This is a genomic window from Aeromonas sp. s13, assembly GCF_040907905.1.
GTDB lineage: Bacteria > Pseudomonadota > Gammaproteobacteria > Enterobacterales > Aeromonadaceae > Aeromonas > Aeromonas veronii.
Window position 1 is genome coordinate 33,098 of the sequence record NZ_JBFOCS010000065.1, and the last position, 25,387, is coordinate 58,484.

Below are 25,387 nucleotides of genomic sequence, written 5' to 3' on the forward strand. Positions count from 1 at the left end.
GGTCTTGAACCATGCGTATTTGGGGTAAGGTGCTGGGCGCCTTCTTCGGTTTTCTGCTCGGCAATATCATTGGTGCCCTGATTGGCCTCTGGATCGGCCACCGTTTCGACCGTGGCATGGGGCTGCAGGGGGCGTTTCGTCGCGGTCCGAGTCAAGAGCAGCAAGCCGTCTTCTTCCATGCCACCTTCTCGGTGATGGGTCACATCGCCAAGTCAAGCGGTCAGGTGACCGAGCAGGAGATCCGGGTTGCCTCCAACCTGATGGATCGGATGCGGCTGGCGGGCGAACAGCGTGCCCGGGCGCAGGAGTCGTTTCGTCTCGGTAAAGAGCCCGACTTCCCGCTGCGCGAGACCCTGGCCGAGTTTCGCCGTGCCAGTCTGGGGCAGCGCGATATTCTGCGCTTCTTCCTCGAAGTGCAGTTGCAGGCGGCCTTTGCCGACGGGCGGGTGGAGGAGGGCGAGCGCGCCATTCTGCATACCATCGCTGACGAGTTGGGTTTCAGCCGCATCGAGTTGGCCCGCATTCTGGCGATGGCCGAAGCGCAGATGAACTTCTTCAATCAGGCCCATGGCCAGTATCAGGGGGGCAATTCCGGTGGCCAGCAGTATCGGCAGGCGGCACCCTCTGCGGAGCGCCTCAAGAATGCCTACCAGCTGCTGGGGGTGAGCGAGAGCGACAGCGATCAGGATATCAAGCGCGCCTACCGCAAGGAGATGAGCAAGCATCACCCGGACAAGCTGGCCGCCAAAGGGCTGCCGCCGGAGATGATGGAGATGGCCAAGGAGAAGACCCAGGAGATCCAGCAAGCCTGGGAGTGGATCCGCGAGGCGCGCGGCATCCGTTAAGCGCCAAAATCTGGCTGTAACAGACAATAAAAAGCCCCGCAGCAGTGCGGGGCTTTGTTTTGCCGTGTGGCGCAGGCCGGGTTATTTGGCCGGAATGGCTTCCAGCACGTGCACCAGCAGTTGCCAGAAACGCTCGACTGCCGGGATATGTACCTTCTCGTCAGGGGAGTGGGCCCCGCGGATGGTCGGGCCGAAGGAGACCATGTCCCACTCCGGATAGGCGCTCTTGAACAGACCGCACTCGAGACCTGCGTGGATCACCATGACGTTGGGCATGGTACCAAACAGGGTCTGGTAGCTGTTGCGTACCAGCGCCATGACGGGGGAGTCCACGTTCGGCGCCCAACCCGGATAGGCACCGGTGAATTCGCAGCTGGCGCCTGCCAGGGTGAACAGGGAGCGGGTCATCTGCTCGATGCTCTCGCGGCCGGAGTCAATCAGGGAGCGGATCAGGCACTGGACGTACACTTCGCCATCCTGAGTCTTGATGACCCCCAGGTTGGTAGAGGTTTCGGTCACGCCGGGCATAGCATCGCTCATGCGCATCACGCCGTTCGGGCAGGCCATCAGGGCATCCAGCAGGCGCTGCTGCAGGGAGACGCTCATCAGCTTGGCCGGTTTGGCGGCGCTGTTGACCAGCACGGTCAGGTTTGGCTCGGTGGCGGCCAGTTCGGTCTGGTAGATCCCGGTGTAGCGGTCAACCAGCGCCTTGAACTCGTTTACGCTGGCAGCAGGCACCAGCAGGGTGGCACGGGCTTCGCGCGGGATGGCGTTGCGCAGAGTGCCGCCGTGGATCTCGGCCAGACGCACACCCAGCGGCTCGGCTGCTTTGAGCAGACGCACCAGCAGCTTGTTGGCGTTGCCACGACCGCGATGGATATCGCAACCTGAGTGGCCGCCACGCAGCCCTTTTACCGCCAGCTCGAACGCTTCGCCTTTGCTGGCGTCAACCAGCTCGAGCGGGAAGCGGATATTGGCATCCACACCGCCAGCGCAGCCCATATAGACTTCGCCATCCTCTTCGGAGTCGGTGTTGAGCAGAATTTCGCCCTCCAGCCAGCCCGCTTCCAGACCGAATGCGCCGGTCATACCGGTCTCTTCGTCTGTGGTCAGCAACACTTCCAGCGGGCCGTGCTTGATGGTCTTGTCAGCCAGCACAGCCAGGCAACCGGCCATACCGATGCCGTTGTCGGCACCCAGGGTGGTGCCACGGGCAGTGACCCACTCGCCATCTACATAGGCATCGATGGGATCGGTCGCGAAGTCGTGTTTGGTGTCGGCGTTGGCCTGCGGCACCATGTCGATGTGGGCCTGCAGTACCACGGCTTTGCGGTTTTCCATCCCCGGGGTGGCCGGTTTCTTGATGATGATGTTGCCGACCTTGTCCTGCTTGACCGCCAGACCTTCCCCTTGAGCCCATTGGATGATCCAGGCGCTCAGTTTGGCTTCATGTTTGGAAGGGTGGGGAATGGAGCAGATCTGTTCGAAGAAATGCCAAATCAGTTTGGGAGAGAGAGAGCTAAGCTGTGCCACGTCGGGACTCCTTACCAGCACGGAATTAACAGGGCCCCATCAGCGGGCCGGGGAAGAGGATAACGATAATACAGTCAATCACACAAAAATGTGAGCAATCAGCGCAAATCGCAGGCAGCTTGTGCTGGCTGATGGCAACCAGGCAGTACGATCGTCAGGTTCGGACGACGCTGACCGATAGAAAAGAAAATGTGTGACCGATCTCACAAAAATATTGAATTTAACGCACCGACTGGTAAATTAGCTCCCGTGGTTCGCCACCCGTCAGGATGACGATGAAAGCCTCCAGGGAACCGAAGCAAAGCAAGTGCGCCTCCATGGAACCGAGTGTTCGTTCAAGGATTTGAGCCCGCATTAAAGGTACGTAACTTGTTAAGCAATCAGGAGTTTCAATATGCCAGGCAGCAACTCAACCTATTGGTTTGCCCCCTCTTTGTATACCCAGGGTTTCAGCTACCCTAACCCCTTCGTCACTCGTCGCTAAGACGAGCAGCCCAACCAGGCAGAGGCGAGAAAGCAGCAGGTGCGTGAGGTAAATCCTCCCCCTGCTATTTTTTTATCTGCGATTTGCCGCACAGCCCATTTGGACTCGGCAGCAGGGACGGCTGGTTAGTCGTTTGGCGCTCGAGATGTGCCGAATGGAGAGGGGGATGCCGATTTTTCCTGTTTTTGGCATACGTTTGCCAGGCATTTTCTCTGCAAACGGTGCTATCATATCGGCCCAATAGCCTGTCCGCGGTTTGGACACATCATCTAACCGATCGCCGGATAAGCCCATCTTGCTTCCATTGTTATCAGATTTGCTGCCGAGGCTTAGCCCTGAGGCAGCCGAAGTGCAATCTGAATTCAGTCGGGCAAGGGCCGCCATTTACTGGCATCCGCAGGGATAATTGCGGGTGTTTTTGTTTTAAGTGATTGTTTTTAAATAACTATTCGAGATCGATAACATGCCGAAAAAGTTCTATGTGTCGTGGGACAACCTGCAACGTGAAGCTCGCCGTCTGGCCCGTCGTCAGCTGCCTGTCAGCCAGTGGAAAGGTATCATCGCGGTCAGCCGTGGTGGCCTGGTGCCCGCAGCCCTGATGGCCCGTGAACTTGGCATTCGTAATGTGGAAACCCTCTGCATCTCCAGCTATGACCATGACAGCCAGCGCGAGCTGGTGGTCGTGAAGGCTGCCACCACCGCCGGTGACGGCGAAGGTTGGTTGGTGGTGGAAGATCTGGTGGATACCGGCACTACCGCCAAGGCAATCCGCGAGCTCTATCCGAAAGCCAAGTTCATCGCGATCTTTGCTAAGCCGATGGGCGAAGCGCTGCTGGACGATTTCGAAGTGGCGATCCCGCAGGATACCTGGATTGAACAGCCGTGGGATATGGCACTGGAGTTCGCCACACCGATCTGCGACGAAAAGTAACGGGATCGGGATGTGACGCTCGCTGCGTTCATTGGTCGCAACCGGCAATAATGGTTTCACAGGGCTCCAATTTGGAGCCCTGTTTTTTTGTGTATCAATCTGTTGCAGGGTGGCTGATGGGCAGTAAAAGTGGTTAAGATGAGCTATTGCCTGATATGAATGGGACACTATCTTGGACTTGAACGAAGACCTAAACCTGACCGAACAGCTCTTTACCCGCGTCAAGAAGGTATTGGAAACATCCGAGATCTCCAACTCCAGTGCGGCTGATCTGGCGCAAGCCGAGTCAGACGAGATGTTTATCGACGGCTCCATGTCAAAGAGCTGGTATCGCCTGCTGCGTCGCCCCTCCTGGACTTGGCAGGGGGCAGACCCCATCGAAGTGGAGCAGACCCTGGCCCGTATCGCCATGGCGACCGGCGAGCGCACCCATGACTGCTATCTCGATACCATCAAGGGCTATGTGCCCGGCAACTGGATCTACGAGTGGAGCCAGGTGGCTGGCAACTATTTCAAGCAGGGCCGCGAACTGCGCGAGAAGGGGGATACTTCTGGCGCCCTGAAGCAGCTGCTCAAGGCGGTGCGCTACTACTCCATCGCCAGCTATCCCCATCTCAAGGATGACGAGCTGGCGGATCAGGCCCAGCTGCTCGGTAACATGGCCTATCGCGAGGCGGGTCGCCTGTTCAAGGTGCCGCTCAAAGAGATCCAGGTGCCTTTTCGCGGCAAGCATATTCAGGGTTATCTCCACCTGCCGACGACCGAAAAACCGGTGCCGCTGGTGATCATCAGCGGCGGGATCGACTCCCTGCAGCTCGATTTCCTCAACTTCTATCTCAAACGGCTCGAGCCCAACGGTATCGGCATGCTCTCCCTCGATATGCCCGGGGTCGGCTATGCCGAGCATTGGCCGCTGGTGCAAGATACCAGCCGTCTCCATCAGGCGGTGCTCCATTACCTCTCCGAAGTGGCCTGGGTCGATCATCAGCGTATCGCCATGGTGGGGATGCGTCTGGCGGGCAATATCGCAGCCAGACTGGCCTTTATCGAACCCTTCAAGCTGCGCACCGTGGTCTGTGTCGGCGCCGGTGTCAATCAGGTGTTTACCAATCAGGAGTTGTTTGCCAAGTGTCCGCGCATGATGCGGGACAGTCTGGCCAACCGGTTGGGGGCGGATGCGGCTCAGTGGGACGGCATGCGTACCAAGTGCCAGGTATTTTCACTTAAAACACAAGGATTACTGGGGACTCGCACCTCAGTGCCGATATTGAGTATTGGACACAAGCGAGATTTTATCTGTCCCGAGCAGGATGTACGGGCATTGGCGGCGGCCAGTCGTAACGGCAAGGCCATCGTATTTGACAAACAGCCTTTGCTGGAGGTGTATGACAAGGCACTGGACGAAATCGTCGAGTGGCTGAAACAGCATTTGTGTACCTGACATTGCGCTAAAGAACTGACGCCATCCCGAGGTGGCGCGGCTTGTTTAACAGGGAGGTTAACATGTCTGAAAGAGTGACCTACAAGCGACTGCTGAGGCAGTTTGCTGCCATTGGCCCCTATTTACGCGAAGATCTCTGCGAAGAGGGGCGTTATCGTTTCGACTGCCTGTCGGTCTGTGTCAGCGCCAAGCCGGCGCCGGACAAGCGGGAGTTCTGGGGCTGGTGGCTGGTGCTGGAGCAGGACGATCACCACTTCCGTTACCACTATCAGCTCGGTTTCTACAATGCTGATGGTGAGTGGCTGGACAAGCCGATCCCCAAGAAGCACCAGGTAGAAGTGGAACGGACCCTCAACCGTTTCTACAAGCTCATCAGCGACAAACTGACGGCTCTGGAGTGTCAGTTAGCGCCAGCGGAGCAGGTCACCAATGAGTTGACCGTGACCGCCGCTTGATCCCTGATGCCCGGCGAGCAGCATCCCGCTGTTTGCCGGGCCATCAGTCAGCCATCTCCCCTTCCGACCGCAATCATCCGGGCTTTTGCTTCATCTCCTCGCCCCGGCGTTAATTGCCTTGCAGGGCTCCATAGCCGTGGGTATAAAGATATTCCTTACTTTTTAGCCTTTATGCTCCCATGGAAAACAGAACCATAGTCGTCAAGTTGGGCACCAGCGTGCTCACAGGGGGGTCTTCCCAGCTCAATCGTGCCCATATGGTCGAGCTGGTCAGACAGTGTGCGGCCTTGCACCGTCACGGCCATCGGGTCGTGGTCGTCACATCAGGAGCTATCGCCGCCGGGCGTGAACATCTGGGTCACCCGCCACTGGCGCCAACCCTTCCCAACAAGCAGATGCTGGCGGCGGTTGGTCAGACCCAGCTGATTCGGGTATGGCAGGATCTGTTCAACCTCTACGGTCTGCATATCGGCCAGATGCTGCTGACCCGCGCCGATCTGGAAGATCGGGAACGCTACCTCAACGCCCGCGACACCATGCGTACCCTGCTCGATCACCGCATTATTCCGGTGATCAACGAAAACGATGCGGTGGCGACCGCCGAGATCAAGGTAGGTGACAACGACAACCTCTCCGCACGGGCCGCCATTCTGGCGGATGCGGATCTGCTGATCCTGCTAACCGACCAGAAGGGGCTGTTTACCGCCGATCCGCGCACCAATCCCGACGCCCAGCTTATTGAAGAGGTGCAGACCATCGACGATACCCTGCGCTCGCTGGCGGGTGACAGTGTCAGCGGCCTCGGCACCGGCGGCATGGCTACCAAGCTGCAGGCCGCCGATGTGGCACGCCGCGCTGGTGTCAACGTGGTGATCGCGACCGGCCAGATGCCGGAGGTGATCGGCCGTCTTGCCAAGGGTGAGCGTATTGGCACCCTGTTCCCGGCGCTGGCGTCCCCGCTGGAAGGGCGCAAGAGCTGGATCCTGGCAGGCCCGCCCCCTCACGGCGAAGTGCATGTGGATCAGGGGGCTGTCGCTGCCATGAAGGATAAAGGCTCCAGCCTGCTGCCCAAGGGGATCGTCGCGGTCAAGGGCGACTTTATTCGAGGCGATGTGGTGCGTATTCTTGATCCCAAAGGCGCCGAGCTGGCTCGCGGCATCTGCCGTTACGACCATCTGGAGCTGGACAAGTTGCGCGGTGTCCACTCGGACCAGATTGAGCTGGTACTGGGCTATGGCTACGGCTCTGTGGCCATCCATCGAGACGACATGGTGCTGCTCTAATCAGGGCGGCATGGCATGAACAAAGGGAAATGAGATGAGTCTGGAGAAAATGGGGCAGGCGGCCCGAGAAGCCGCCTATCAGCTGGCTACCATCAGCACGGCGCAGAAAAATCAGGCGCTGGCCGCCATCGCTGACGAGCTTGAGGCGCGCTGTGAGCAGATCCTCGTAGCCAACGCGAAAGATATTGCCGCCGGTCGTGAGGCAGGCTTGTCAGAAGCCATGCTGGATCGCCTGCTGCTCAATCCGGCCCGGCTGGCCGGGATTGTGGCGGATGTGCGCAAGGTGATCACGCTGGATGATCCGGTCGGTGCCGAAATGGATAGCCGGGTGCTGGAAAATGGCCTGCGGCTCTCCCGTCGTCGGGTGCCCATCGGGGTTATCGGCGTCATCTACGAGGCGCGTCCCAACGTCACCATCGACATCGCCAGCCTCTGCCTCAAGACCGGCAACGCCAGCATATTGCGTGGTGGGCGCGAGACCTTCCACTCCAATCTGGAGCTGGTGCGGGTGATCCAGCATGCCTTGGCGGCCTCCGGTCTGCCCGAGGCGGCGGTGCAGTACATCGACAACCCGGATCGGGCGCTGGTCGGCGAGTTGCTGCGTCTCGACCGCTATGTTGACATGATCATCCCCCGTGGCGGTGCCGGCCTGCACAAGATGTGCAAGGAGAACAGCTCCATCCCGGTCATCATCGGCGGGTTCGGTATCAGCCATATTTTCGTCGACGAGAGTGCCGATCTGGTGCGCTCTCTGGTGGTCATCGACAACGCCAAGGTGCAACGCCCCTCCGCCTGCAACGCCCTCGATACCCTGCTGGTACACGAGAAAGTCGCTTCGACTTTCCTGCCGCAGCTGGTCGCTCTGATGAACGAGCGCAAGGTGACGCTGGTGGCCGCGGCCAACGCCATGAGGCTGCTGGCGGGTGCCGACAACCTGTGCGAGGCGGGGCCGGAGGATTTCGATACCGAGTGGCTGGGACTGACCCTGGGGGTCAAGTTGGTGGCGGATGTGAACGAGGCACTGGCCCATATGCGCGAGCATAATGCCGGCCACTCCGATGCCATCCTGACCAACGATCTGGCCAACGCCGAGCGTTTCGTCAACGGAGCCGGTTCGGCGGCTGTCTATGTCAACGCCTCCACCCGTTTCACCGATGGTGGCCAATTTGGTCTGGGTGCTGAAGTGGCGGTGTCGACCCAGATGCTGCACGCCCGTGGCCCCATGGGGCTGACCGAGCTTACCAGCTACAAGTGGGTAGGGCAGGCCGATTACCTCAGCCGTGCCTGATAACCTGTTGTGTCAGATACAAAAATGCCGACTCTTGGGTCGGCATTTTATTTGGTGGATATCGTGAAGATATCAGGCGCTCGGGTTATTCCCCGTGATAGAGCGCCTTGTCACCGTGCTTGAGCACATAACCCTTCCAGATAAAGAGGGTGTAGCCGCTGCCTTGCCACGACCAGTTGCCCTCCGCACCTTGACGGGTCAGCAGGTGCTGCTCGCCGCTTGGCAGATGCAATTCGGCCTGCGTCTGGTCGGCATTGAACATCACGAAGGCGCTGCTGGTCTGGCTGGCATCGGTCGGATTGAGCCGGATACCCTCTTCAAACAGGCGCACACATTTGCCAGCCAGCGCTGACCACTGATAGCCCGCACTGCCGATACAGCCGTGGCTGTCGCGATCGCCGCCCACCAGATGTTGTTCCGGTGTACTGCATGCCGCCAGTAGCAGAGAGGCGGCCATCAGGGTCAAGGTGCGCATGGTTACTCCTGAAGATCCCGTTCGATGACGATATTGGAGAATCCCAACTCTTTGAAGTAGTTCTCCTGGTAATCCTTCACGCTTTTCTTGTCGCGGCGACAAACCTGAGCCAGCTGGGCCTCCATGGCGTGAAAACTGGTGAGATCCAGCCCTTCGGCAGCTGCGATGGCATCGTAGATGCTGCGGAACTTGTCGTTCGCGTAGCCGATCTCTTTGGCCTGTTTTTTATAGGTGTACGTAATCTTAAAGGCCATCTTGCCCTTCCTTCTTCGATTTGGCTTGCTTGCGCTGGACGTAGAGGTAGAGGCTTTCGACCTTCTCCCGAGCCCAGGGGGTCTTGCGCAAAAACTTCAGGCTGGACTTGATGCTGGGATTATCGGTGAAGCAGCGGATATTGATCTGCTGCCCCAGCTCTTCCCAGCCATAGTGCTCGACCAGTGCGGTGACGATGGCTTCCAGCGTCAGCCCGTGCAGCGGGTTGTTTTTCTGCGAGGCGTTCGGTTGCTCGCTCATGCCTGCTCCGCCAGCTTGGCAAAGGGCTGACCCATGCGGGTGGTGACACCGTTGGCCAGATGGGGTTCGAAACCGGCCAGCATGCCCGGGCCAAACAGGCAGACCACGGTGCTGCCCAGCTTGAACAGCCCCATCTCGGCGCCTTTCTGCAGGGTAATGGCCTCGTCGCCGGTATAGTCCCAGCGCACCACCTTCTTCTCTTTGGTCGGCGCAATGTTGCCAGCCCAGATGGTCTCGATGCTGGCCACGATAGTGGCACCGACCAGCACCAGCGCCATCGGGCCGTGCGGGGTGCGGAAGGTGGCGACCACCCGCTCGTTGCGAGCAAACAGGTTCGGCACGTTCTCGGCGGTGAGCGGGTTGACGGAGAAAAGATCCCCCGGCACGAACACCATGCTCTCCAGCACACCATCCAGCGGCATGTGGATGCGGTGATAATCCTTGGGCGCCAGATAGATGGTGGCGAAGTCGCCATCCTTGAACGGCGCCACCAAATCCTCATAGCCACCCAGCAGCTCGCGGGCGCTGTAGTCGTGGCCCTTGGCCTGAATGATGCGACCTTGCTGGATGGGGCCGAGCTGGCTGACGGTGCCATCGACCGGCAGCGCCAGGGTCATGGCATCTTCTACCACGGGGCGGATACCGGGCTTGAGCTCGCGGGTGAAGAACTCGTTGAAGCTCTTATAGTGGGCCGGACTCTCGTGCAGCGCCTCGCTCATGTCGACCTGATACTGCTTGATAAAGGCCTCGATCACTTTGGTGGTGATGTTGCCCGCTTCGGCGGCGGCAAACTTGCCGATCAGACGGGAGAGGGCGTGCTTGGGCAGACAGTATTGACCGGCAATTTTCAGGTTGTCAGTAATGCTCATGTTCATCATCAACGTAGGTTTATTAGGGTCACAGGCGCGCTTGCTGGCGACCGTGACGGGCTTCCTGCATGGTTTCCAGGATGCGGTGATAGTTGTGGAAGCGATCGGCGCTGATGGCGCCCGCGTCGACCGCGGCGCGCAGGGCACAGCCGGGATCGTCCTTGTGGGTACAGTCGCGGAACTTGCAGCCCCCCAGATAGTCGCGAAACTCGACGAAGCACCAGGTGATGCGGTCGGCTTCCAGATGCCAGAGGGCGAACTCGCGGATCCCGGGGGAGTCGATGAGATCGCCACCGCTCGGGAAGTGGTAGAGTCGCGCCGTGGTGGTGGTGTGCTGGCCGAGCCCCGAGTTTTCGGAGATCTCGCCGGTCAATACATCCAGCCCCGGCATCAGGGCGTTGGTGAGCGACGACTTGCCCACCCCGGACTGGCCGACGAAGATGCTGATCTTGTCGGTCAGGGCTGCCTTGAGTTCATCCAGCCCTTCGCCGCTCTCGCAGCTCACCAGCAGCACCTCGTAATTGAGTTTGCGGTAGGTTTCGAGCTGGCTTTCGATGCGCGCTCTGGCGGCATCATCGAGCATATCGACCTTGTTCAGCACGATGAGGGGGCGGATCTCCACATCCTCGGCGGCCACCAGATAGCGGTCGACGATGTTGGTGGAGAACTCGGGCATCACCGCAGAGACGATGATGATCTGGTCGATATTGGCGGCGATGGGTTTGACCCCGTCGTAGAAGTCCGGCCGGGTCAGTACCGAGTGGCGCGGATGCACCGCCTCGATGACGCCCGCTGTCGCGACATTGAGGCCGGGACGCCACACTACCTTGTCGCCGCACACCAGACTGCTGATGCTGCTGCGCCGCAGGTTGCTGCGGTGGATGGTGCCATCACTCGCTTCCACGTCTGCGTGCTGACCAAAACGACTGATCACCACCCCTTCGATGGCGGGGCCAAACAGGGTGTCATCCACCACTGTGGTGTGATCTTTTTGCAGCCGCCGTTCGCGGTTGGCCTGGACGCGCCTTTGTTGACCCAGATTGAGTTTTGCTTTCTTTGCCACTCGATTCGCCAGTTTATGAACAGATCCAAAGCCAGTATGATACATGCAAATTGGCAAAATTCCGCCATTCCTCCCAATAGAGAGAGCAATCATGACAGTCAGCGCGCAGAACCTGGTATGGATCGACATGGAGATGACGGGTCTCGACCCCGAAGAGAACGTGGTACTGGAGATTGCTACCATAGTCACCGACAAGGATCTGAACGTACTGGCCGAAGGGCCGGTCATCGCCATTCATCAGAGTGATGAAGAGCTGGCCAAGATGGACGACTGGAACGTCAACACCCATACCAAGAGCGGTCTGGTGGCCCGGGTCAAGGCGAGCCAGCACGATGAGGCGAAAGCCGTTGCCGAGACCCTCGACTTCATTCGCCAGTGGGTGCCGGAGCGCACCAGCCCGCTGTGCGGCAACAGCATCGGTCAGGATCGCCGCTTCATGGTCAAGCACATGGCCGAGCTGGAAGCCTTCTTCCACTACCGCAACGTCGACGTCAGCACCATCAAGGAGCTGGTACGCCGCTGGCAGCCGGAACTGCTGGATCAGTTCAAGAAGAGCGGCACCCATCAGGCGCTGGATGATATCCGCGAATCCATCGCCGAGTTGCAGTTCTATCGCAGCCACGTCTTCAAGATCTGATTCTCCGGCAAGGGGTTGTCATGCTCTGGCTGCTAAAATCGACAGTTCGGCCAGCTTTTGAGCGAACGCGCGCAACCAGACAAAAAAGCCCTTGCAATTGGAATGACTGCTCTTATAATTCGGCTCCCGTACAGTAGCGCAAGCAACCAAATGCTGTACGGCCTGTTTTAAGGTAGTTGCGGGAATAGCTCAGTTGGTAGAGCACGACCTTGCCAAGGTCGGGGTCGCGAGTTCGAGTCTCGTTTCCCGCTCCAAAAATCTGATGATGACACTGGTGCAAACCAGCCCGATGCGGGAATAGCTCAGTTGGTAGAGCACGACCTTGCCAAGGTCGGGGTCGCGAGTTCGAGTCTCGTTTCCCGCTCCAATCATCAGCCAGCCTCAAGACAACCAAATTGTTGCGGGAATAGCTCAGTTGGTAGAGCACGACCTTGCCAAGGTCGGGGTCGCGAGTTCGAGTCTCGTTTCCCGCTCCAAAAAATTTGTAAGTGATATTCCGATGCGGGAATAGCTCAGTTGGTAGAGCACGACCTTGCCAAGGTCGGGGTCGCGAGTTCGAGTCTCGTTTCCCGCTCCAATCACTTGCAGATGACATTCTGTTGCGGGAATAGCTCAGTTGGTAGAGCACGACCTTGCCAAGGTCGGGGTCGCGAGTTCGAGTCTCGTTTCCCGCTCCAAACATTTGTAAGTGACATTCCGTTGCGGGAATAGCTCAGTTGGTAGAGCACGACCTTGCCAAGGTCGGGGTCGCGAGTTCGAGTCTCGTTTCCCGCTCCAATCACTTGTAAATGACATTCTGTTGCGGGAATAGCTCAGTTGGTAGAGCACGACCTTGCCAAGGTCGGGGTCGCGAGTTCGAGTCTCGTTTCCCGCTCCAATCTCTCTTCGAAGTTTTCATAATCCCTCTGAATTGCCCCTCATATCGCGCTGCGATGCTTTGTCGTATCTGGCGTTTACTAGGCGCGTCTCTACCACCTCCTGCCAACAGGAAGGGGATGTGGGCTCATGGTGCGGGTTGTACGAGGGAAAGGTGGTTGGCAGGAAGAATTGCGGGCAAAAAAGAGGAGGGGCCTTGGCTCCTCCTGCATGATTCACTGGCGCGGGCTTAAACCAGAGTAACGTTCTCAGCCTGAGGGCCTTTTTTGCCCTGGGTCACAGTGAACTGGACTTTTTGACCTTCAGCCAGGGTTTTGAAACCGGTGCTCTGGATGGAGGAGAAGTGAACGAATACGTCCGGACCCTGGGATTGTTCAATAAAGCCAAAACCCTTGGTTTCGTTGAACCATTTTACCTGGCCGGTGCGAATGTCAGACATGTGCTAAATCCTATCAATAACAAAATGAAACTAAGCCCGTGCTGGGCTGCATTTGCCTTGCAAGCAGGGGTTGGCTCATGACTGACCACGTCTCTTTGTCCCAGTAGCACGTAGAACAATCCCTGTCTAAAGCACAAACGATTGTACGTTAGCGCCGATCCTTGTCAATTTGACCCCTTTCGTTTTTTGAACAAGCTAAAAATATTGTGAAGTCAGTAGCTTATTTGAAGATATTTGACTGAAAAAAACGGGAGGCCAGCGCCTCCCGTTTTTGTTATTCCTTGAGGGCGAACCCTTCGCCCTGCCGGTCGTAGCGGTAAACCGCCTGACCGTAGGAGCGGATCTCCACCCGCTGGATGCGGCGGGTGTCGTCCACCAGGATGAAGATAGAGCGGCCCGATTGCAGGCGGGTCAGGGGACGATCCGGCCCCTCGATGGCGATCAGGCGGCTCAGCTCGGCACCCGGCAACTCGAATTTACGCCAGATGGAGTAGAGGGTCTCACCCGCCTGCACATCGTGTTGCAGCCAGGTGCCGTTGACCTTCTCTTCTACCGGCTTGGCTGCCGCGGGCGCACTGCCTGCCACGCCATTGCCGACAGTTAGAGCTTGAGCAGGCACGGCCAGCGGCACTTCCAGCGAGCCGGAAGGGGCTGCTTTGGGAGCGGATGGTGCTGGCTCCCAGGCCAGCACCAGCAACCAGAGCGGGATCAGGATCAGCAGACCTATGGTGTTTTTGCGGGGCAGCGGGCTGGACAGCTTGAATTTGCCTGCTTTGGCATCCTGGCGGCGTTGGCCGAGGTTGCTCATCCCTTGGCCAAAACGTTGGCGCAGGGACAGGGTCGCGGCATTGATGCGATGGAGCAGGGATCCTTGTGATTCGTCTTGGCGACGCTGCTGGGCTCGTCTGTTATGGCCTCGTGGGCGACGGTCCGGGGTGGGCACGGCATTTACCTCTCACTACATTGCCTGCCATCAGGCAAATTCGTCGCCTATGGTAAACGGACTCGCCCCCGAGGGGGAGAGTCCTGAAGCGGAAAATTATCAGCTGAGACGAAATTGACCCAATAATTGCTGCAATTTGTCGGCCGCCTGACGCAATGCCTGACTGGCTTTGGCCGTTTCGGTCGCATCCTGAGCAATGTCGTTGGCCAGTGCGTTGGTTTTTGACAGGTTGCCGGAGACGGTTTCTGAGACCGAGCTCTGCTCTTCGGCGGCGGAGGCGATCTGATAGGTCATGTCGTTGATGGTGGAGATGGCCTGGTAGATGCTGCCGAGCGCCTCTTCCGCCAGATCCGCTTCGCTCACTGCCTGATGGGTCAGTTGCTGGCTCTGGGTGATGGCGTTGACTGCATTGGTGGAGCTGAGGCGGATCTTCTCGATCAACTCCTGGGTGTTCTGCACCGCCTGCTGGGTATTGCCCGCCAGTTTGCGCACCTCGTCAGCGACTACCGCAAAGCCACGACCCTGTTCGCCAGCCCGGGCAGCCTCGATGGCGGCGTTGAGAGCCAGCAGGTTGGTCTGGTCGGCAATCCCCTGAATGACGGTGAGGATGCTGGTGATTTGGGCGCTGTCGTGAGCCAGCCCTTCCACCACTTCGGCCCCTTTACCTGCTTCTGCTGCGACCTTGTGCATCGACTGGATCACCTGCTGGAAGCGCTCCTTGCCCTGATCGGCCGCGCTTTGCGCCTGTTTGGCCGAGTCGGCGGTGTTGTTGGCGTGGGTGGCGACCTCCTGACTGACGTAGGACATCTCCTGCACCGCGGTCAGCATCTGCTCCATCTCGGCCTGATGGTGCTGCAGGTTGTTGTCGGTCTGACCGGCGATGCGGTCTGTGTCACCGGCATAACGGTTCACCTCGCTGGCAGTCTTGAGCACATCCCCGAGCAGCCCTTGCAGCTTGTCGATAAAGCGGTTGATCCCCTTGGCGAGATCCCCCAGCTCGTCGACAGATCGGGTTGCGAGACGTTTGGTGAGATCCCCTTCCCCATCGGCGATGTCATCCACCAGGCTGACCATCTGGCGGATGGGACCAGTGATGCTGCGGGCAATCACCAGCATGGTGGCCAGCGCCAGCACCAGTACGATAACGGCGCCCACCAATTGCTGGGTCATGGCTGCCTGGTTCATGTCGCTCAGCTGGCTCTCCAGCTGATCGGCCCCCGCCAGTACCACCTTGTAGGGCAGGGTGACGATGATGGCCCAGTTGCGGCTCATTCCCGGCACCATGATGGGGACGGAAATACGGAATGACTCGTCCAGCTCCTGACGCTGAACTTCCGGTTTCAGGTACTGCTGCCACTGGTTGCCCAGCACCTTACTTGCGCTGCTGCCGAGCAGGCTGGCATCGCCGCTGGTGCCGGTGATGACACCGGCTGCGCTGACGATCAGGGTTTCGCCCTTGCCGTCATAGATATTGCTGTTGAGGCTCTTGGCCTGACGGCTGATGGAGTCCACCGCCAGATCGAGGGCTGCGATGCCGCGGAACTGGCCATTCACCATGATGGGGGTGGTGATGGTGCTCACCAGCACCTGCTGACCGTTGATATCCACCTTGAAGGGGTCGATCAGGCAGGAGCGTCCTTCCCGTTTCGGGCAGGCGTAGTAGTCGTTGGCGGGATTGCCGAATTCGTCCGGGTCGGTTTTTTCGATGGAGAGCAGCAGATCGGTGCCGATTTGATCCTTGTCGCGATAGAAGTAGGGCACGAAGCGCCCCTTGTCATCACTGCCCAGCGCACTCTGGCCAGCAAAGCTGGCATCCTGACCGTCGAAACCGTTGGGCTCGAAGCCAGCAAAGGCGCCATAGAGCTGGGGCTCCAACGCCAATTGTGCCTTGAGCAGGTCGGTGGCCTGCTGGCGATCCAGCGGCAGTTTGCCCTGTTGTTGCAAGGCGAGGGCGCTGGCCATCTGCTGGGTGTAGGAGAGCCCTTTTTGCAGCAGCTGGGTGATGGTTGCCGCCTCGGCGCGGGCATTGGCGCTGACCTTCTGCCATGCCTCCTGCTGCAGCGCTTCACGGCTGGAGCTGATGGTGAGTTGTTGGGTCTGTTGGCCGGAGTATTGGTTGAGCAGGATCAGGATGACCAGGGCTGCGGTCATGGCGATCCCGGCCATCACTAGAATGCGATTCTGGATAGAACGGAACTGCATCGTCTCTTCCTTGTTCGTGAGAAGTGTGGTGAGCGTTGTTTGGGTATCGACCGGAGGAGGCAGCTCTCCAGCATTGTGCATAGCAAATCGGAAACGGGGCTTCGGTTTTGCGATCCTCTTCAAATATCGGGCTACAGATGCAAATGGCGACAGATTTAATCCCCTACTTTAGCCCGCAATGGCGTCATGGTTTTCCCATCCGTGATTGTCGGTGCTAAAATGCGACGGTTTTTTCTAACGAATTGGCCCAAGGCCCTCTACACAAGGCTTAAAGATGAAAGTCAAAACCCGTTTTGCTCCCAGCCCGACCGGCTTTTTGCATGTCGGCGGTGCCCGTACCGCACTCTATTCCTGGTTGTTTGCAAAGAACCAGGGCGGTGAGTTCGTGCTGCGTATTGAGGATACCGACCTGGAACGTTCCACTCAGGAGGCGATCGACGCCATCATTGAGGGCATGGAATGGCTGGAGCTGAACTGGGATGAGGGCCCCTACTACCAGACCAAGCGCTTCGATCGCTACAACGGTCTGATCGACGAGATGCTGGCCGATGGCCGCGCCTACAAGTGCTATTGCTCCAAAGAGCGTCTGGAAGCGCTGCGTGAAGGCCAGATGGCCAACGGCGAGAAGCCCCGTTATGACGGCAAGTGCCGCGACCACGCCCACGATCACCCGGCCGATGCGCCGCACGTCATCCGCTTCCGCAACCCGACCGAAGGTTCCGTGGTGTTCGATGACCACGTCCGTGGCCGTATCGTGTTCGCCAACACCGAGCTGGACGATCTGATTATCCGCCGTACCGACGGTGCCCCGACCTACAACTTCTGTGTTGTAGTCGATGACTGGGATATGGAGATCACCCACGTGGTGCGTGGCGAAGACCACATCAACAACACCCCGCGTCAGATCAACATCTACAAGGCGCTGAACGCGCCGGTACCGGAGTTTGCCCACGTCTCCATGATCCTGGGTGACGACGGCGCCAAGCTCTCCAAGCGCCACGGTGCAGTTTCTGTGATGCAGTACCGCGACGACGGCTACCTGCCGGAAGCGCTGCTGAACTATCTGGTACGTCTGGGCTGGTCCCACGGCGATCAGGAGATCTTCACCCTGGACGAGATGATCAAGTTGTTCAGTCTGGATGCCATCTCCAAGTCCGCCTCCGCCTTCAATACCGACAAGCTACTGTGGCTGAACAACCACTACATGCGCAGTCTGGATCCGACCTATGTGGCCAAGCATCTGGCATGGCACATGGAAAACCAGAAGATCGACACCAGCAATGGCCCGGCTCTGGCCGACGTGGTGACCCTGCTGGCCGAGCGCTGCAACACCCTGGTTGAGATGGCTGCCCAGAGCCGCTACCTGTTCGAAGATTTTGAGGCGATCGACGAAGCGGCTGCCAAGAAGCACCTGCGTGGCGTCGCTGCCGAGCCGCTGGCTCTGGCCAAGACCAAGCTGGCTGCACTGGATAGCTGGACCACCGAAGCGCTGCACGAGCTGATTGAAGCGACCGCTGCCGAGCTGGGTCAGGGCATGGGCAAGGTTGGTATGCCGTTGCGTGTGGCCGTCACCGGTCTGGGTCAATCCCCTGCCATCGACGCCGTAATGGCACTGGTGGGCAAGGAGCGCGTACTGGCGCGTATCGACCGCGCACTGGCTTACATCGCAGCCCGCATGGCTGCCGAGTAAGTTGTGCAAGAGTGGGCGAGGCGATAGCCGAGCCTGCCCTTTGTCCGATAGAAAAAATCCGAAACCACTGGTTTCGGATTTTTTTATGGCCATCGCACAGGTTGATAGCAACGCCGGAATAAAAAAATGCCAGTCAGCTGACTGGCATTTTTATTGGGACAGAGTGCCGCTTAGTGACTGTCGACCCAAACGAACTTGAGGACGAACAGCAGGGCCACCACCAGCACGCAGGGGTTGATCTCGCGCCAGCGGCCGGTGCCTGCCTTCATCACGCAGTAGGAGATAAAGCCGACGGCGATCCCCTCGGTGATTGAGAAGCTGAACGGCATCATGACGGCGGTCATAAAGGCCGGTACCGCTTCGGTCAGATCTTCCCACTTCACCCGGGTCAGCTCGGAGCACATCAGTACGCCCACATAGATAAGGGCGCCAGCGGCGGCGTAGGCCGGCACCATGGCGGCGACCGGAGAGAAGAAGATTGCCAGCAGGAACAGGATGCCGACCACGATGGCAGTCAGACCGGTACGGCCGCCGACGGCAACGCCGGAGCTACTCTCGATAAAGGCGGTGACCGAGGAGGTGCCCATGAAAGCGCCGCCGACGGAGCTCACGCTATCGACCAGCAGTGCCTGCTTCATGCGCGGGAAGTGGCCCTTGTCATCAGCCAGCTTGGCGCGGTTGGTGACGCCGATCAGGGTGCCGGAGGAGTCGAACAGGTTGACCAGCATAAAGGAGAAGATGATCCCGGCGAGGCTGATGTCGAGCGATCCCATCAGATCCAGCTGGCCGAACACCGGCTCGATGCTGGGGGGCATGGAGACGAAACCCTTGAAGGTGACATCGCCAAACAGCCAGCCCAGCGCCGTGGTGACCACGATGGCGATCAGCACGGCGGAATGAACGCCGCGGGCGGAGAAGATGCAGATCAGGAAGAAACCGAGCAGACCCAGCAGGCAGGGCAGGGAGGTGAGGTTGCCCACGGTCACCATAGTCGCGGGGCTGGCCACGACGATCCCGGCGTTGTGCAGGCCGAGCAGGGCGATCAGCAGACCGATACCGGCGGTGATGCCGACCCGCAGGGTGAGCGGAATGTTGCCGATAAGCCAATAACGCACTCGCAGCAGGGTGAGGATCAGCAGACCCATGGCGCCCCAGAAGATGGTGCCCATGCCCACTTGCCAGGAGTAGCCCATACCGGCCACGACCACGAAGGCGAAGAAGGCGTTGAGGCCCATGGCGGGTGCCAGCGCGATGGGCAGGTTGGCGAGCAGACCCATCAGGATGCTGCCGATACCGGCGATGAGGCAGGTGGTGACAAAGACTGCCTGGGTGTCCATGCCTGCCGCAGAGAGGATCTGTGGGTTGACGAACACGATATAGACCATGGTCAGGAAGGTAGTGATGCCTGCGATCAGTTCGGTGCGGGCGTTGGTGCCATGGCCCTTCAGGGCAAACAGACGCTCAAGCAATCCTTGCCCGGCAGCCTGTGTGGGGGCCTGTTGTGGTTGATTCATGTTGGATTCCAATAGGTGACGTGAAATAAGCAGCAGGCGAGCGGGCTCCCATTCATGGGGGAGTGATGGCCCTGTTTCTGGTGGAGAAGTAACCAGACTCGTCCTGATACCGTGACAGCGCGCACATTTTTACACAGGCGACGCCGTTTACAAACCCCGGATCTGCGAAGCAGATCAATGAATGGAGCAAAAGATCAAACGTTTGCTTTTTCGCCAACAAAAAAGGTTCTCGTCGGAGAACCTTTTTGGCGCGGAGAGGGCAGAGATCAGAGCGTTTTGAAGTAGCGCTCCACCAGCTGGGCCAGCACCGAATCGAGCTGATCCTGCACTTCTCCCAGCTCGCGGCCGAAGCGGCGCAGAAAGAGGCTGGCCTGCTCCTCGCTCAGTTTGAGATCGTTGAGAAAGAACTCCTGCTCCGGCAGCTTCTTGTCGTAACGGGGGATCAGCACCCAGCTCACCAGCTCCGGCTCGACTGCTTCGAAGATCTTGGCGGCGGCAACGCAGAAGGTTTCGATATGTTCCTTGCCATCCGGCCCGAGACAGCCGGGTTCAACCCGGATCTGGATGGTCAGTTTTTTGGTCATTTCAGTACATCCATGCAATGTTATCCGTCTTGGATTGTAAGCCAAAAGGCAACAGAAAGGGGAGCCGGAGCTCCCCTTGTGACGCTGGTCGCAGCTGCGATGGTACGGCTTGCGCCGACCGACCGCTTACTTGGCGATGCGCTTGTACTTGGCGCGGTGCGGCTGGATGGCCTCGGCGCCATAGGTCTTCTTCTTCCACTCTTCGTATTCGGTAAAGTTACCTTCGAAGAACTCGATCTTGCCCTCATCCTGATAGTCGAGGATGTGAGTGGCGATACGGTCGAGGAACCAGCGGTCGTGGGAGATGACCATGGCACAACCCGGGAACTCCAGCAGGGCGTTCTCGAGGGCGCGCAGGGTTTCGATGTCCAGATCGTTGGTCGGTTCATCCAGCAGCAGCACGTTGCCGCCGGTCTGCAGCAGCTTGGCCAGATGCAGACGACCACGTTCACCACCGGAGAGCTCGCCAACCCGCTTCTGCTGGTCGGAACCCTTGAAGTTGAAGCGGCCGATATAGGCGCGGCTCGGGAACTCGTAGTTGCCGATGCGCAGGATATCCTGACCGTCAGCGACCTCTTCGAATACCGTCTTCTTGTCATCCATGCTGTCGCGGAACTGATCGACAGAGGCCAGTACCACGGTTTCACCCAGGGTGATGGCGCCGGAATCCGGCTGCTCCTGACCCGACATCATGCGGAACAGGGTCGACTTACCGGCACCGTTCGGGCCGATGATGCCGACGATGGCACCCTTCGGAATGGCAAACGACAGATCGTCGATCAGTACACGATCACCGTAGGATTTGCGCAGGTTGGCCACTTCCACCACCTTGTCGCCGAGGCGCGGTCCGGGCGGAATGAACAGCTCGTTGGTCTCGTTGCGCTTCTGGTAGTCGTTGGTGTTGAGTTCTTCGAAGCGAGCCATACGGGCCTTGGACTTGGCCTGACGCCCTTTCGGGTTTTGACGAACCCACTCCAGCTCTTTCTCGATGGACTTGCGACGGGCCGCTTCGGAACTGGCTTCCTGCGCCAGACGGGCGTCCTTCTGCTCCAGCCAGGAGGAGTAGTTGCCTTCCCACGGGATACCTTCGCCGCGGTCCAGCTCCAGGATCCAGCCTGCCACGTTGTCGAGGAAGTAACGGTCGTGGGTGATCGCCACTACAGTGCCTTCGTAGTCGTGCAGGAAGCGCTCCAGCCAGGCCACGGATTCCGCATCCAGGTGGTTGGTCGGTTCGTCCAGCAGCAGCATGTCAGGCTTTTCCAGCAGCAGACGGCACAGTGCCACACGGCGGCGCTCACCACCGGAGAGGTGCTTGATCTTGGCATCCCAGGCCGGCAAGCGCAGGGCATCGGCCGCACGCTCCAGCTGGTTTTCCATGTTGTGACCACCCTGGGCCTGGATAATGGCCTCCAGCTCGCCCTGTTCGCGGGCCAGCTTGTCAAAGTCGGCATCCGGGTCGGCGTAGGCCGCATAGACCTCGTCCAGGCGAGCCATGGCGCGCTTCACCTCGCCAACGGCCTCTTCGACCGCTTCGCGTACGGTCTGCTCTGGCTCCAGCTTCGGCTCCTGCGGCAGGTAGCCGATCTTGATGCCGGGCTGTGGACGGGCTTCCCCTTCGATCTCGGTGTCGATACCCGCCATGATGCGAAGCAGGGTCGATTTACCGGCGCCGTTCAGACCCAGCACGCCGATCTTGGCGCCCGGGAAGAAGCTCAAGGAGATGTTCTTGAGAATATGACGCTTGGGCGGCACTACCTTGCCGACCCGGTTCATGGTGTAAATAAATTGAGCCATTGGCTAATTCTCTTCCTTTTCAGCAGGTTAATGTCTTGGCATTAACAGACTGATGTCGTGGTGGGGCCAGGTCGACACAGGCCAACCGGGTTCCAAAAAACCCGTCGATTGTAAACCAACGGACGAGGGGGGGCAAAGGTGGTACCCGGCTATGTCCCCCCTTTGCCGCAGCGGTCACGCCTTGCTGCATCAGCCGTGCAATTTGGGCATGATGTGGGCTGCCGTTTTGTTCCGGAGCCGTCATGAACCCATCTCCTCAAGCCCCTTCACTGGCCGCCTTTCTCTGCACAATGGGATTGGACGCCGCGCTGAGCGAAGCCATCAGCCTGCGCTTGCCACGGCAGACGCTGCGCGCCGGTCAGGCACTGTTGGCGCAAGGGGCAGAGCAGGAAGCTGCCTGCTATATCGAAGCGGGCATCGCTCGCGCCTGCCACTACACCCGGGACGGACAGGAGCGCTGCAAGGAGTTCTACTTCGAGGGGGAACTCTGCCTGCTCTATGACAGCTGGCTCACGGGGTCGCCCGCCCGCTATCAGCTGGAGGCGCTGACGGAGTTGCAGGTGGTGCGGGTGCCGCTCACCCTGCTGGATGAGCCCGCTTGGCAGCCGGTTTGCATGGCCCTGCTACGCCTGCAGCTCGGTTACAAGGAGCGCAAGGAGGCGTTTTTGCTGCTTCACTCTCCCGAGGAGCGTTATCGGGAGCTCTGCCACACCTTCCCTCACTGGCCTGCGCGGCTCACTCAGGTGCAGCTCGCCAACTATATCGGTATCAGTCCGGTCACTCTGTCACGGATCCGCAGGCGCATTAACACGGGTTAATGCCGCTCTCCGACCATCCCCTCAAGCTGCGCCATCCAAATGACGGATGAGGTGTGGATGATGTCGCTGTTTCTGTGGTCGCAGCTGGTGGTGAGTCTGGCCTTGTTGCTCGATCTGTTGTCGTTTCAGTTGCGGGATCGCCGCAGGATCCTGGCCTGTCTGGCCCTCTCCTGCGCCCTCAATGCCGGTCACTTTGCCCTGCTCGGGCAGTGGTCTGCCGCCAGCCTGTTGCTGCTGGCCAGCTTGCGCTTTCTGGTGAGCATCTGGCTGGTTCGCCGCATCTTGATGTGGTTTTTCATGGGGTTGGCCTGTGCGGCGGCGCTGGCGACCTATCAGGGCGCACTCTCATTGATCGGGCTGCTGGCGAGCCTGCTGCAAACCCGGGCCGCGTTTTGCCCGGATGATCGCCTTTTGCGGCGCTGGATGCTGCTCGGTACCCTCTGCTGGTTTGGCAATAACCTGCTGGTGGGCTCACCAGTCGCCGCACTGATGGAGGGGCTGTTTCTGGTCAGCAATATGGTGGGCTACTACCGCCACTATGGCTTCAATTATTGGGGTCGTGGCCGCCACAGTGGCCGCAGAAAGAGGCGTGTGCCGCCTTCCGATCGGGCGAGCTCCTGACCTCCCGCTCAGGGCTGCTTGTGGCCAGCGAAGTAGAGCACCCGTTTCACATACTCCTGCGTCTCGTCATAGGGTGGGATCCCGCCATAGCGTTCCACCGCTTTTTCCCCGGCATTGTAGGCTGCCGAGATCAGTACCCAGTCGCCATCGAAGCGGCGATCCAGCCATTTGAGATAACTGACGCCACCCTTGATGTTCTGGGCTGGATCGAATGGTCGGGTCACCCCGAATCGTTGCTGGGTTTCGGGGATCAGCTGCATCAGCCCCTGAGCATTCTTGGGTGAAACGGCGCGGCTTTCGAGATTGGATTCGGCGATGGCAATCGCCAGCACCAGCCGTGCATCCACCTTATGGTGTTTGGCGGCGTGGCGCAGCATGGTAACCAGCTTTTGCTTGGCAGGAGGCTGGCGGGCAACCCAGGTGTCGACATTGAAGGGGGTGGAGGGGAGCCCGGCCAGATAGCCACCCTGACCGCCACGGATCCCGATGCCGCACTGATCACCCATGGGGGCATTGCCGATGCGAGCGCTGTAGTAGCGGGCAGCCTGTCGGTTACCAAGGCGCATTGCCATGGCGAGGTAGCTGTTGGCCAGCTTGGCGCTGCGTATCGAGGTGGGGCCGGTGGCGAGCAGACGGCCGATCCGGAAATAACCTTCGGGATTGCCTGTGCTGGCGGCGACACAGTAGAAGGCGCTGGCTTTTTGCAGATTGCCGTGTTGCTGGGCCACTTGACCCTGCTTGATCGCCGTCAGCGCCTTGGGGGCCTGTCTGAAATCCCTGCCTTGTGCCATCGCCCGCGGCGTACCTGCCAGTAACAACGACAAAAAAAGCAGCAAAAACAGTCCGTTTTCGCTGATGTACCTCATGGGTTATCTCCTGTTTGAGTACAGAAGATATAGAGGAACATGGCTGCTATCGCCACGAACCCAGTGGATCCTGTTGTTATAGCGGGGGGATTTCAGAGAGCAAAACGGTATGGAACTAACGGTATCTCGACCTTTTCACACCATTTTTCATCCGGTTAGAAGTCGTGGTGATACTCCTGCTCATCCTGCACCGTGGGAGGAAGCGTGTGATAGAAGCTGCCAATTTCGCTGACAACCCAGAGCGAAAGCAGGGCCAGCAGGCTGAGCAGGGGAAGCAGAGAGTGGCTCTGGGTCAGGGCATAGGCCGCAATGGCGGCACCGGTCAAAAGCAGGGTTCGGATCATGAAGTGGCTCCTTGTCGTCATGGGGGTGTTGCGTGGCCACGGACAGAGCGCCTGGGGTCGGGAGTAGTTCCCGGGTGGCACGAAGCGCGCTGAGTATATCGCGTCATGCCGCTGCCGATCCGTGGTGTCATCACACTTTCCATAGTCATGGGGTTCGTATCGAGTTGAGCCCCGCCAGATGCGGGGCCAGTAATGGTTTGACGGTCAGAAGAAACCGCCGTTGTTATCGTCACTGTCGACCCAGCCGCTACTCTGGCTATCGTCGTCGAGAAAATTGCTGCCAACATCGGGAGGCGAATCCCAGCCGTCCCAGCGCACCGGTTCCGCATCGACCGGATTGGCAATGGCCGCCGGTTCAATGATGTCGATGATCTCCTCGGGCCGGTTGTTGTGAAACAGTCCGCCGATCATATCGGCCAACATGACGCCACCGGTCACACCGGCGGCGGTTTGCAGGGCGCCGCCCAAAAAGGAGCTGGTACGGGATGCTGGCTGGGCAGGCGCGGATGCCGGTGGCGGCGTAAAGCGCGGAGGCGGGCTGCTTTCGCTACCAAACAGGCCGGAGAGAAAACTGCCACCACTTGGGGCGCTCTGGCTGGCTTCCAGCTCCTTGACCCGCTCGTTGAGGCGAGTAAGGGCTGCCTGCTGGATCAGCAGCGCCTGGGCCATGTAGTAGGGGGCATCGGGCTGCTGGGCCAGATGCTGGCGGATCAGCTGATCCGCTTGTGGGTCTCGCTTGCTATCCCTGGCTTGCGCTTGCTTGAGGCGGTCGAACAGTCCATCGATCAGACCCTGTTCCTGTGATTGCATCTCAAATCCTCGCTATGGTGCGCAGACAGTGCGTTCAGCCATCCTAAAACCCGCGGCGCATCAGTGGTA

25 protein-coding genes and 7 tRNA genes are annotated in these 25,387 nt (G+C 59.3%); 17 read left to right on the plus strand and 15 right to left on the minus strand.

The genetic code is table 11. From position 1 onward, the window contains the following. Window positions 1-11: 11 nt before the first annotated feature. On the plus strand, window positions 12-845 hold the full coding sequence (djlA, locus tag AB5Y82_RS11600; protein ID WP_279460987.1) for a co-chaperone DjlA: 834 nt from the start codon (window positions 12-14) through the stop codon (window positions 843-845). Between the two features lie 81 nt (window positions 846-926). On the opposite strand, the gene AB5Y82_RS11605 is transcribed toward djlA, so the two are convergent. Next, window positions 927-2,378, minus strand: coding sequence for an aminoacyl-histidine dipeptidase (locus AB5Y82_RS11605; RefSeq protein ID WP_368173972.1), 1,452 nt, complete (start codon window positions 2,376-2,378; stop codon window positions 927-929). 947 nt (window positions 2,379-3,325) lie between these two features. Here AB5Y82_RS11605 and gpt point away from each other — a divergent pair. The 5 genes from gpt to AB5Y82_RS11630 all read left to right on the plus strand — a co-directional run bounded on the left by gpt (window position 3,326) and on the right by AB5Y82_RS11630 (window position 8,260). Continuing rightward, entirely contained in the window at window positions 3,326-3,793 is a 468-nt protein-coding gene (gene gpt / locus AB5Y82_RS11610; protein ID WP_005339007.1) for a xanthine phosphoribosyltransferase, read from the plus strand. Window positions 3,794-3,965: 172 nt separating this feature from the next. Next, window positions 3,966-5,234 carry an esterase FrsA gene (gene frsA / locus AB5Y82_RS11615; RefSeq protein WP_064338704.1) on the plus strand — a complete coding sequence of 423 codons (1,269 nt, stop codon included), beginning with the start codon at window positions 3,966-3,968 and terminating at the stop codon, window positions 5,232-5,234. Between the two features lie 62 nt (window positions 5,235-5,296). Next, window positions 5,297-5,689, plus strand: coding sequence for a sigma factor-binding protein Crl (gene crl, locus AB5Y82_RS11620; RefSeq protein WP_368173973.1), 393 nt, complete (start codon window positions 5,297-5,299; stop codon window positions 5,687-5,689). A gap of 179 nt (window positions 5,690-5,868) precedes the next feature. Next, window positions 5,869-6,972 (plus strand): glutamate 5-kinase, encoded by a 1,104-nt coding sequence (gene proB / locus AB5Y82_RS11625; RefSeq protein WP_236315838.1) that lies wholly within the window; start codon window positions 5,869-5,871, stop codon window positions 6,970-6,972. Window positions 6,973-7,006: 34 nt separating this feature from the next. Then, the gene (locus AB5Y82_RS11630) at window positions 7,007-8,260 is read left to right on the plus strand and encodes a glutamate-5-semialdehyde dehydrogenase (protein WP_279465240.1); all 1,254 of its coding nucleotides are present in this window, start codon (window positions 7,007-7,009) and stop codon (window positions 8,258-8,260) included. A gap of 85 nt (window positions 8,261-8,345) precedes the next feature. On the opposite strand, the gene AB5Y82_RS11635 is transcribed toward AB5Y82_RS11630, so the two are convergent. The 5 genes from AB5Y82_RS11635 to rsgA are packed head-to-tail and all read right to left on the minus strand — an operon-like array spanning window position 8,346 to window position 11,180. Continuing rightward, window positions 8,346-8,735: a hypothetical protein gene (locus AB5Y82_RS11635; RefSeq protein ID WP_236315835.1), complete on the minus strand. Its 390-nt coding sequence runs from the start codon at window positions 8,733-8,735 to the stop codon at window positions 8,346-8,348. 2 nt (window positions 8,736-8,737) lie between these two features. Continuing rightward, complete coding sequence (locus tag AB5Y82_RS11640; RefSeq protein ID WP_005338984.1) at window positions 8,738-8,989, minus strand: DUF2960 domain-containing protein; 252 nt, start codon at window positions 8,987-8,989, stop codon at window positions 8,738-8,740. Further along, a complete protein-coding gene (locus AB5Y82_RS11645) occupies window positions 8,979-9,248 on the minus strand; it encodes a VF530 family DNA-binding protein (protein ID WP_005349372.1) in 270 nt (89 codons plus the stop codon). Before AB5Y82_RS11645 ends, AB5Y82_RS11640 begins: the two co-directional genes overlap by 11 nt. Next, entirely contained in the window at window positions 9,245-10,117 is an 873-nt protein-coding gene (gene asd / locus AB5Y82_RS11650; protein ID WP_026034874.1) for an archaetidylserine decarboxylase, read from the minus strand. The genes AB5Y82_RS11645 and asd overlap by 4 nt, the downstream gene beginning before the upstream one ends. Before the next feature lie 28 nt (window positions 10,118-10,145). Continuing rightward, a complete protein-coding gene (rsgA, locus tag AB5Y82_RS11655; RefSeq protein ID WP_368173974.1) occupies window positions 10,146-11,180 on the minus strand; it encodes a small ribosomal subunit biogenesis GTPase RsgA in 1,035 nt (344 codons plus the stop codon). A gap of 91 nt (window positions 11,181-11,271) precedes the next feature. Between rsgA and orn the strand changes: the two genes are divergently transcribed. The 8 genes from orn to AB5Y82_RS11695 all read left to right on the plus strand — a co-directional run bounded on the left by orn (window position 11,272) and on the right by AB5Y82_RS11695 (window position 12,694). After that, complete coding sequence (orn, locus tag AB5Y82_RS11660) at window positions 11,272-11,817, plus strand: oligoribonuclease (protein ID WP_201994615.1); 546 nt, start codon at window positions 11,272-11,274, stop codon at window positions 11,815-11,817. Between the two features lie 178 nt (window positions 11,818-11,995). Then, a tRNA-Gly gene (locus AB5Y82_RS11665) sits at window positions 11,996-12,071 on the plus strand. Window positions 12,072-12,108: 37 nt separating this feature from the next. Beyond that, a tRNA-Gly gene (locus AB5Y82_RS11670) sits at window positions 12,109-12,184 on the plus strand. Window positions 12,185-12,217: 33 nt separating this feature from the next. Continuing rightward, a tRNA-Gly gene (locus AB5Y82_RS11675) sits at window positions 12,218-12,293 on the plus strand. Between the two features lie 25 nt (window positions 12,294-12,318). Then, window positions 12,319-12,394, plus strand: a tRNA-Gly gene (locus tag AB5Y82_RS11680). A 24-nt stretch (window positions 12,395-12,418) separates the two neighbouring features. Further along, a tRNA-Gly gene (locus AB5Y82_RS11685) sits at window positions 12,419-12,494 on the plus strand. Between the two features lie 24 nt (window positions 12,495-12,518). Beyond that, window positions 12,519-12,594: transfer RNA gene (locus AB5Y82_RS11690), tRNA-Gly, on the plus strand. Window positions 12,595-12,618: 24 nt separating this feature from the next. Continuing rightward, window positions 12,619-12,694, plus strand: a tRNA-Gly gene (locus tag AB5Y82_RS11695). A 228-nt stretch (window positions 12,695-12,922) separates the two neighbouring features. On the opposite strand, the gene AB5Y82_RS11700 is transcribed toward AB5Y82_RS11695, so the two are convergent. The 3 genes from AB5Y82_RS11700 to AB5Y82_RS11710 all read right to left on the minus strand — a co-directional run bounded on the left by AB5Y82_RS11700 (window position 12,923) and on the right by AB5Y82_RS11710 (window position 16,277). Further along, complete coding sequence (locus AB5Y82_RS11700) at window positions 12,923-13,132, minus strand: cold-shock protein (RefSeq protein ID WP_005338972.1); 210 nt, start codon at window positions 13,130-13,132, stop codon at window positions 12,923-12,925. A 274-nt stretch (window positions 13,133-13,406) separates the two neighbouring features. Further along, window positions 13,407-14,075, minus strand: coding sequence for a LysM-like peptidoglycan-binding domain-containing protein (locus tag AB5Y82_RS11705; RefSeq protein ID WP_139735783.1), 669 nt, complete (start codon window positions 14,073-14,075; stop codon window positions 13,407-13,409). Between the two features lie 99 nt (window positions 14,076-14,174). After that, window positions 14,175-16,277, minus strand: a complete 2,103-nt coding sequence (locus AB5Y82_RS11710; RefSeq protein ID WP_201973450.1) for a methyl-accepting chemotaxis protein — start codon at window positions 16,275-16,277, stop codon at window positions 14,175-14,177. A 274-nt stretch (window positions 16,278-16,551) separates the two neighbouring features. Between AB5Y82_RS11710 and gltX the strand changes: the two genes are divergently transcribed. Further along, window positions 16,552-17,967, plus strand: coding sequence for a glutamate--tRNA ligase (gltX, locus tag AB5Y82_RS11715; RefSeq protein WP_368173975.1), 1,416 nt, complete (start codon window positions 16,552-16,554; stop codon window positions 17,965-17,967). A gap of 170 nt (window positions 17,968-18,137) precedes the next feature. Here the strand turns inward: gltX and AB5Y82_RS11720 are convergent, their stop codons facing one another. The 3 genes from AB5Y82_RS11720 to ettA all read right to left on the minus strand — a co-directional run bounded on the left by AB5Y82_RS11720 (window position 18,138) and on the right by ettA (window position 21,859). Next, the gene (locus AB5Y82_RS11720; RefSeq protein WP_194496622.1) at window positions 18,138-19,481 is read right to left on the minus strand and encodes an NCS2 family permease; all 1,344 of its coding nucleotides are present in this window, start codon (window positions 19,479-19,481) and stop codon (window positions 18,138-18,140) included. Between the two features lie 266 nt (window positions 19,482-19,747). Further along, a complete protein-coding gene (locus AB5Y82_RS11725; protein WP_005349395.1) occupies window positions 19,748-20,065 on the minus strand; it encodes a hypothetical protein in 318 nt (105 codons plus the stop codon). Window positions 20,066-20,191: 126 nt separating this feature from the next. Further along, entirely contained in the window at window positions 20,192-21,859 is a 1,668-nt protein-coding gene (ettA, locus tag AB5Y82_RS11730) for an energy-dependent translational throttle protein EttA (RefSeq protein WP_005338959.1), read from the minus strand. A 242-nt stretch (window positions 21,860-22,101) separates the two neighbouring features. On the opposite strand from ettA, the gene AB5Y82_RS11735 reads away from it, so the two are divergent. Both AB5Y82_RS11735 and AB5Y82_RS11740 read left to right on the plus strand, forming a co-directional pair. After that, window positions 22,102-22,677 carry a Crp/Fnr family transcriptional regulator gene (locus AB5Y82_RS11735; RefSeq protein ID WP_368173976.1) on the plus strand — a complete coding sequence of 192 codons (576 nt, stop codon included), beginning with the start codon at window positions 22,102-22,104 and terminating at the stop codon, window positions 22,675-22,677. Window positions 22,678-22,734: 57 nt separating this feature from the next. After that, the gene (locus AB5Y82_RS11740; RefSeq protein ID WP_368173977.1) at window positions 22,735-23,298 is read left to right on the plus strand and encodes a YgjV family protein; all 564 of its coding nucleotides are present in this window, start codon (window positions 22,735-22,737) and stop codon (window positions 23,296-23,298) included. Between the two features lie 8 nt (window positions 23,299-23,306). Here the strand turns inward: AB5Y82_RS11740 and AB5Y82_RS11745 are convergent, their stop codons facing one another. The 3 genes from AB5Y82_RS11745 to AB5Y82_RS11755 all read right to left on the minus strand — a co-directional run bounded on the left by AB5Y82_RS11745 (window position 23,307) and on the right by AB5Y82_RS11755 (window position 25,318). Then, window positions 23,307-24,164 carry a lytic transglycosylase domain-containing protein gene (locus AB5Y82_RS11745; protein ID WP_368173978.1) on the minus strand — a complete coding sequence of 286 codons (858 nt, stop codon included), beginning with the start codon at window positions 24,162-24,164 and terminating at the stop codon, window positions 23,307-23,309. Window positions 24,165-24,319: 155 nt separating this feature from the next. Continuing rightward, window positions 24,320-24,508 carry a hypothetical protein gene (locus tag AB5Y82_RS11750; RefSeq protein WP_111901619.1) on the minus strand — a complete coding sequence of 63 codons (189 nt, stop codon included), beginning with the start codon at window positions 24,506-24,508 and terminating at the stop codon, window positions 24,320-24,322. Between the two features lie 204 nt (window positions 24,509-24,712). After that, entirely contained in the window at window positions 24,713-25,318 is a 606-nt protein-coding gene (locus AB5Y82_RS11755; RefSeq protein ID WP_111901618.1) for a DUF2076 domain-containing protein, read from the minus strand. Between the last annotated feature and the right edge of the window lie 69 nt (window positions 25,319-25,387).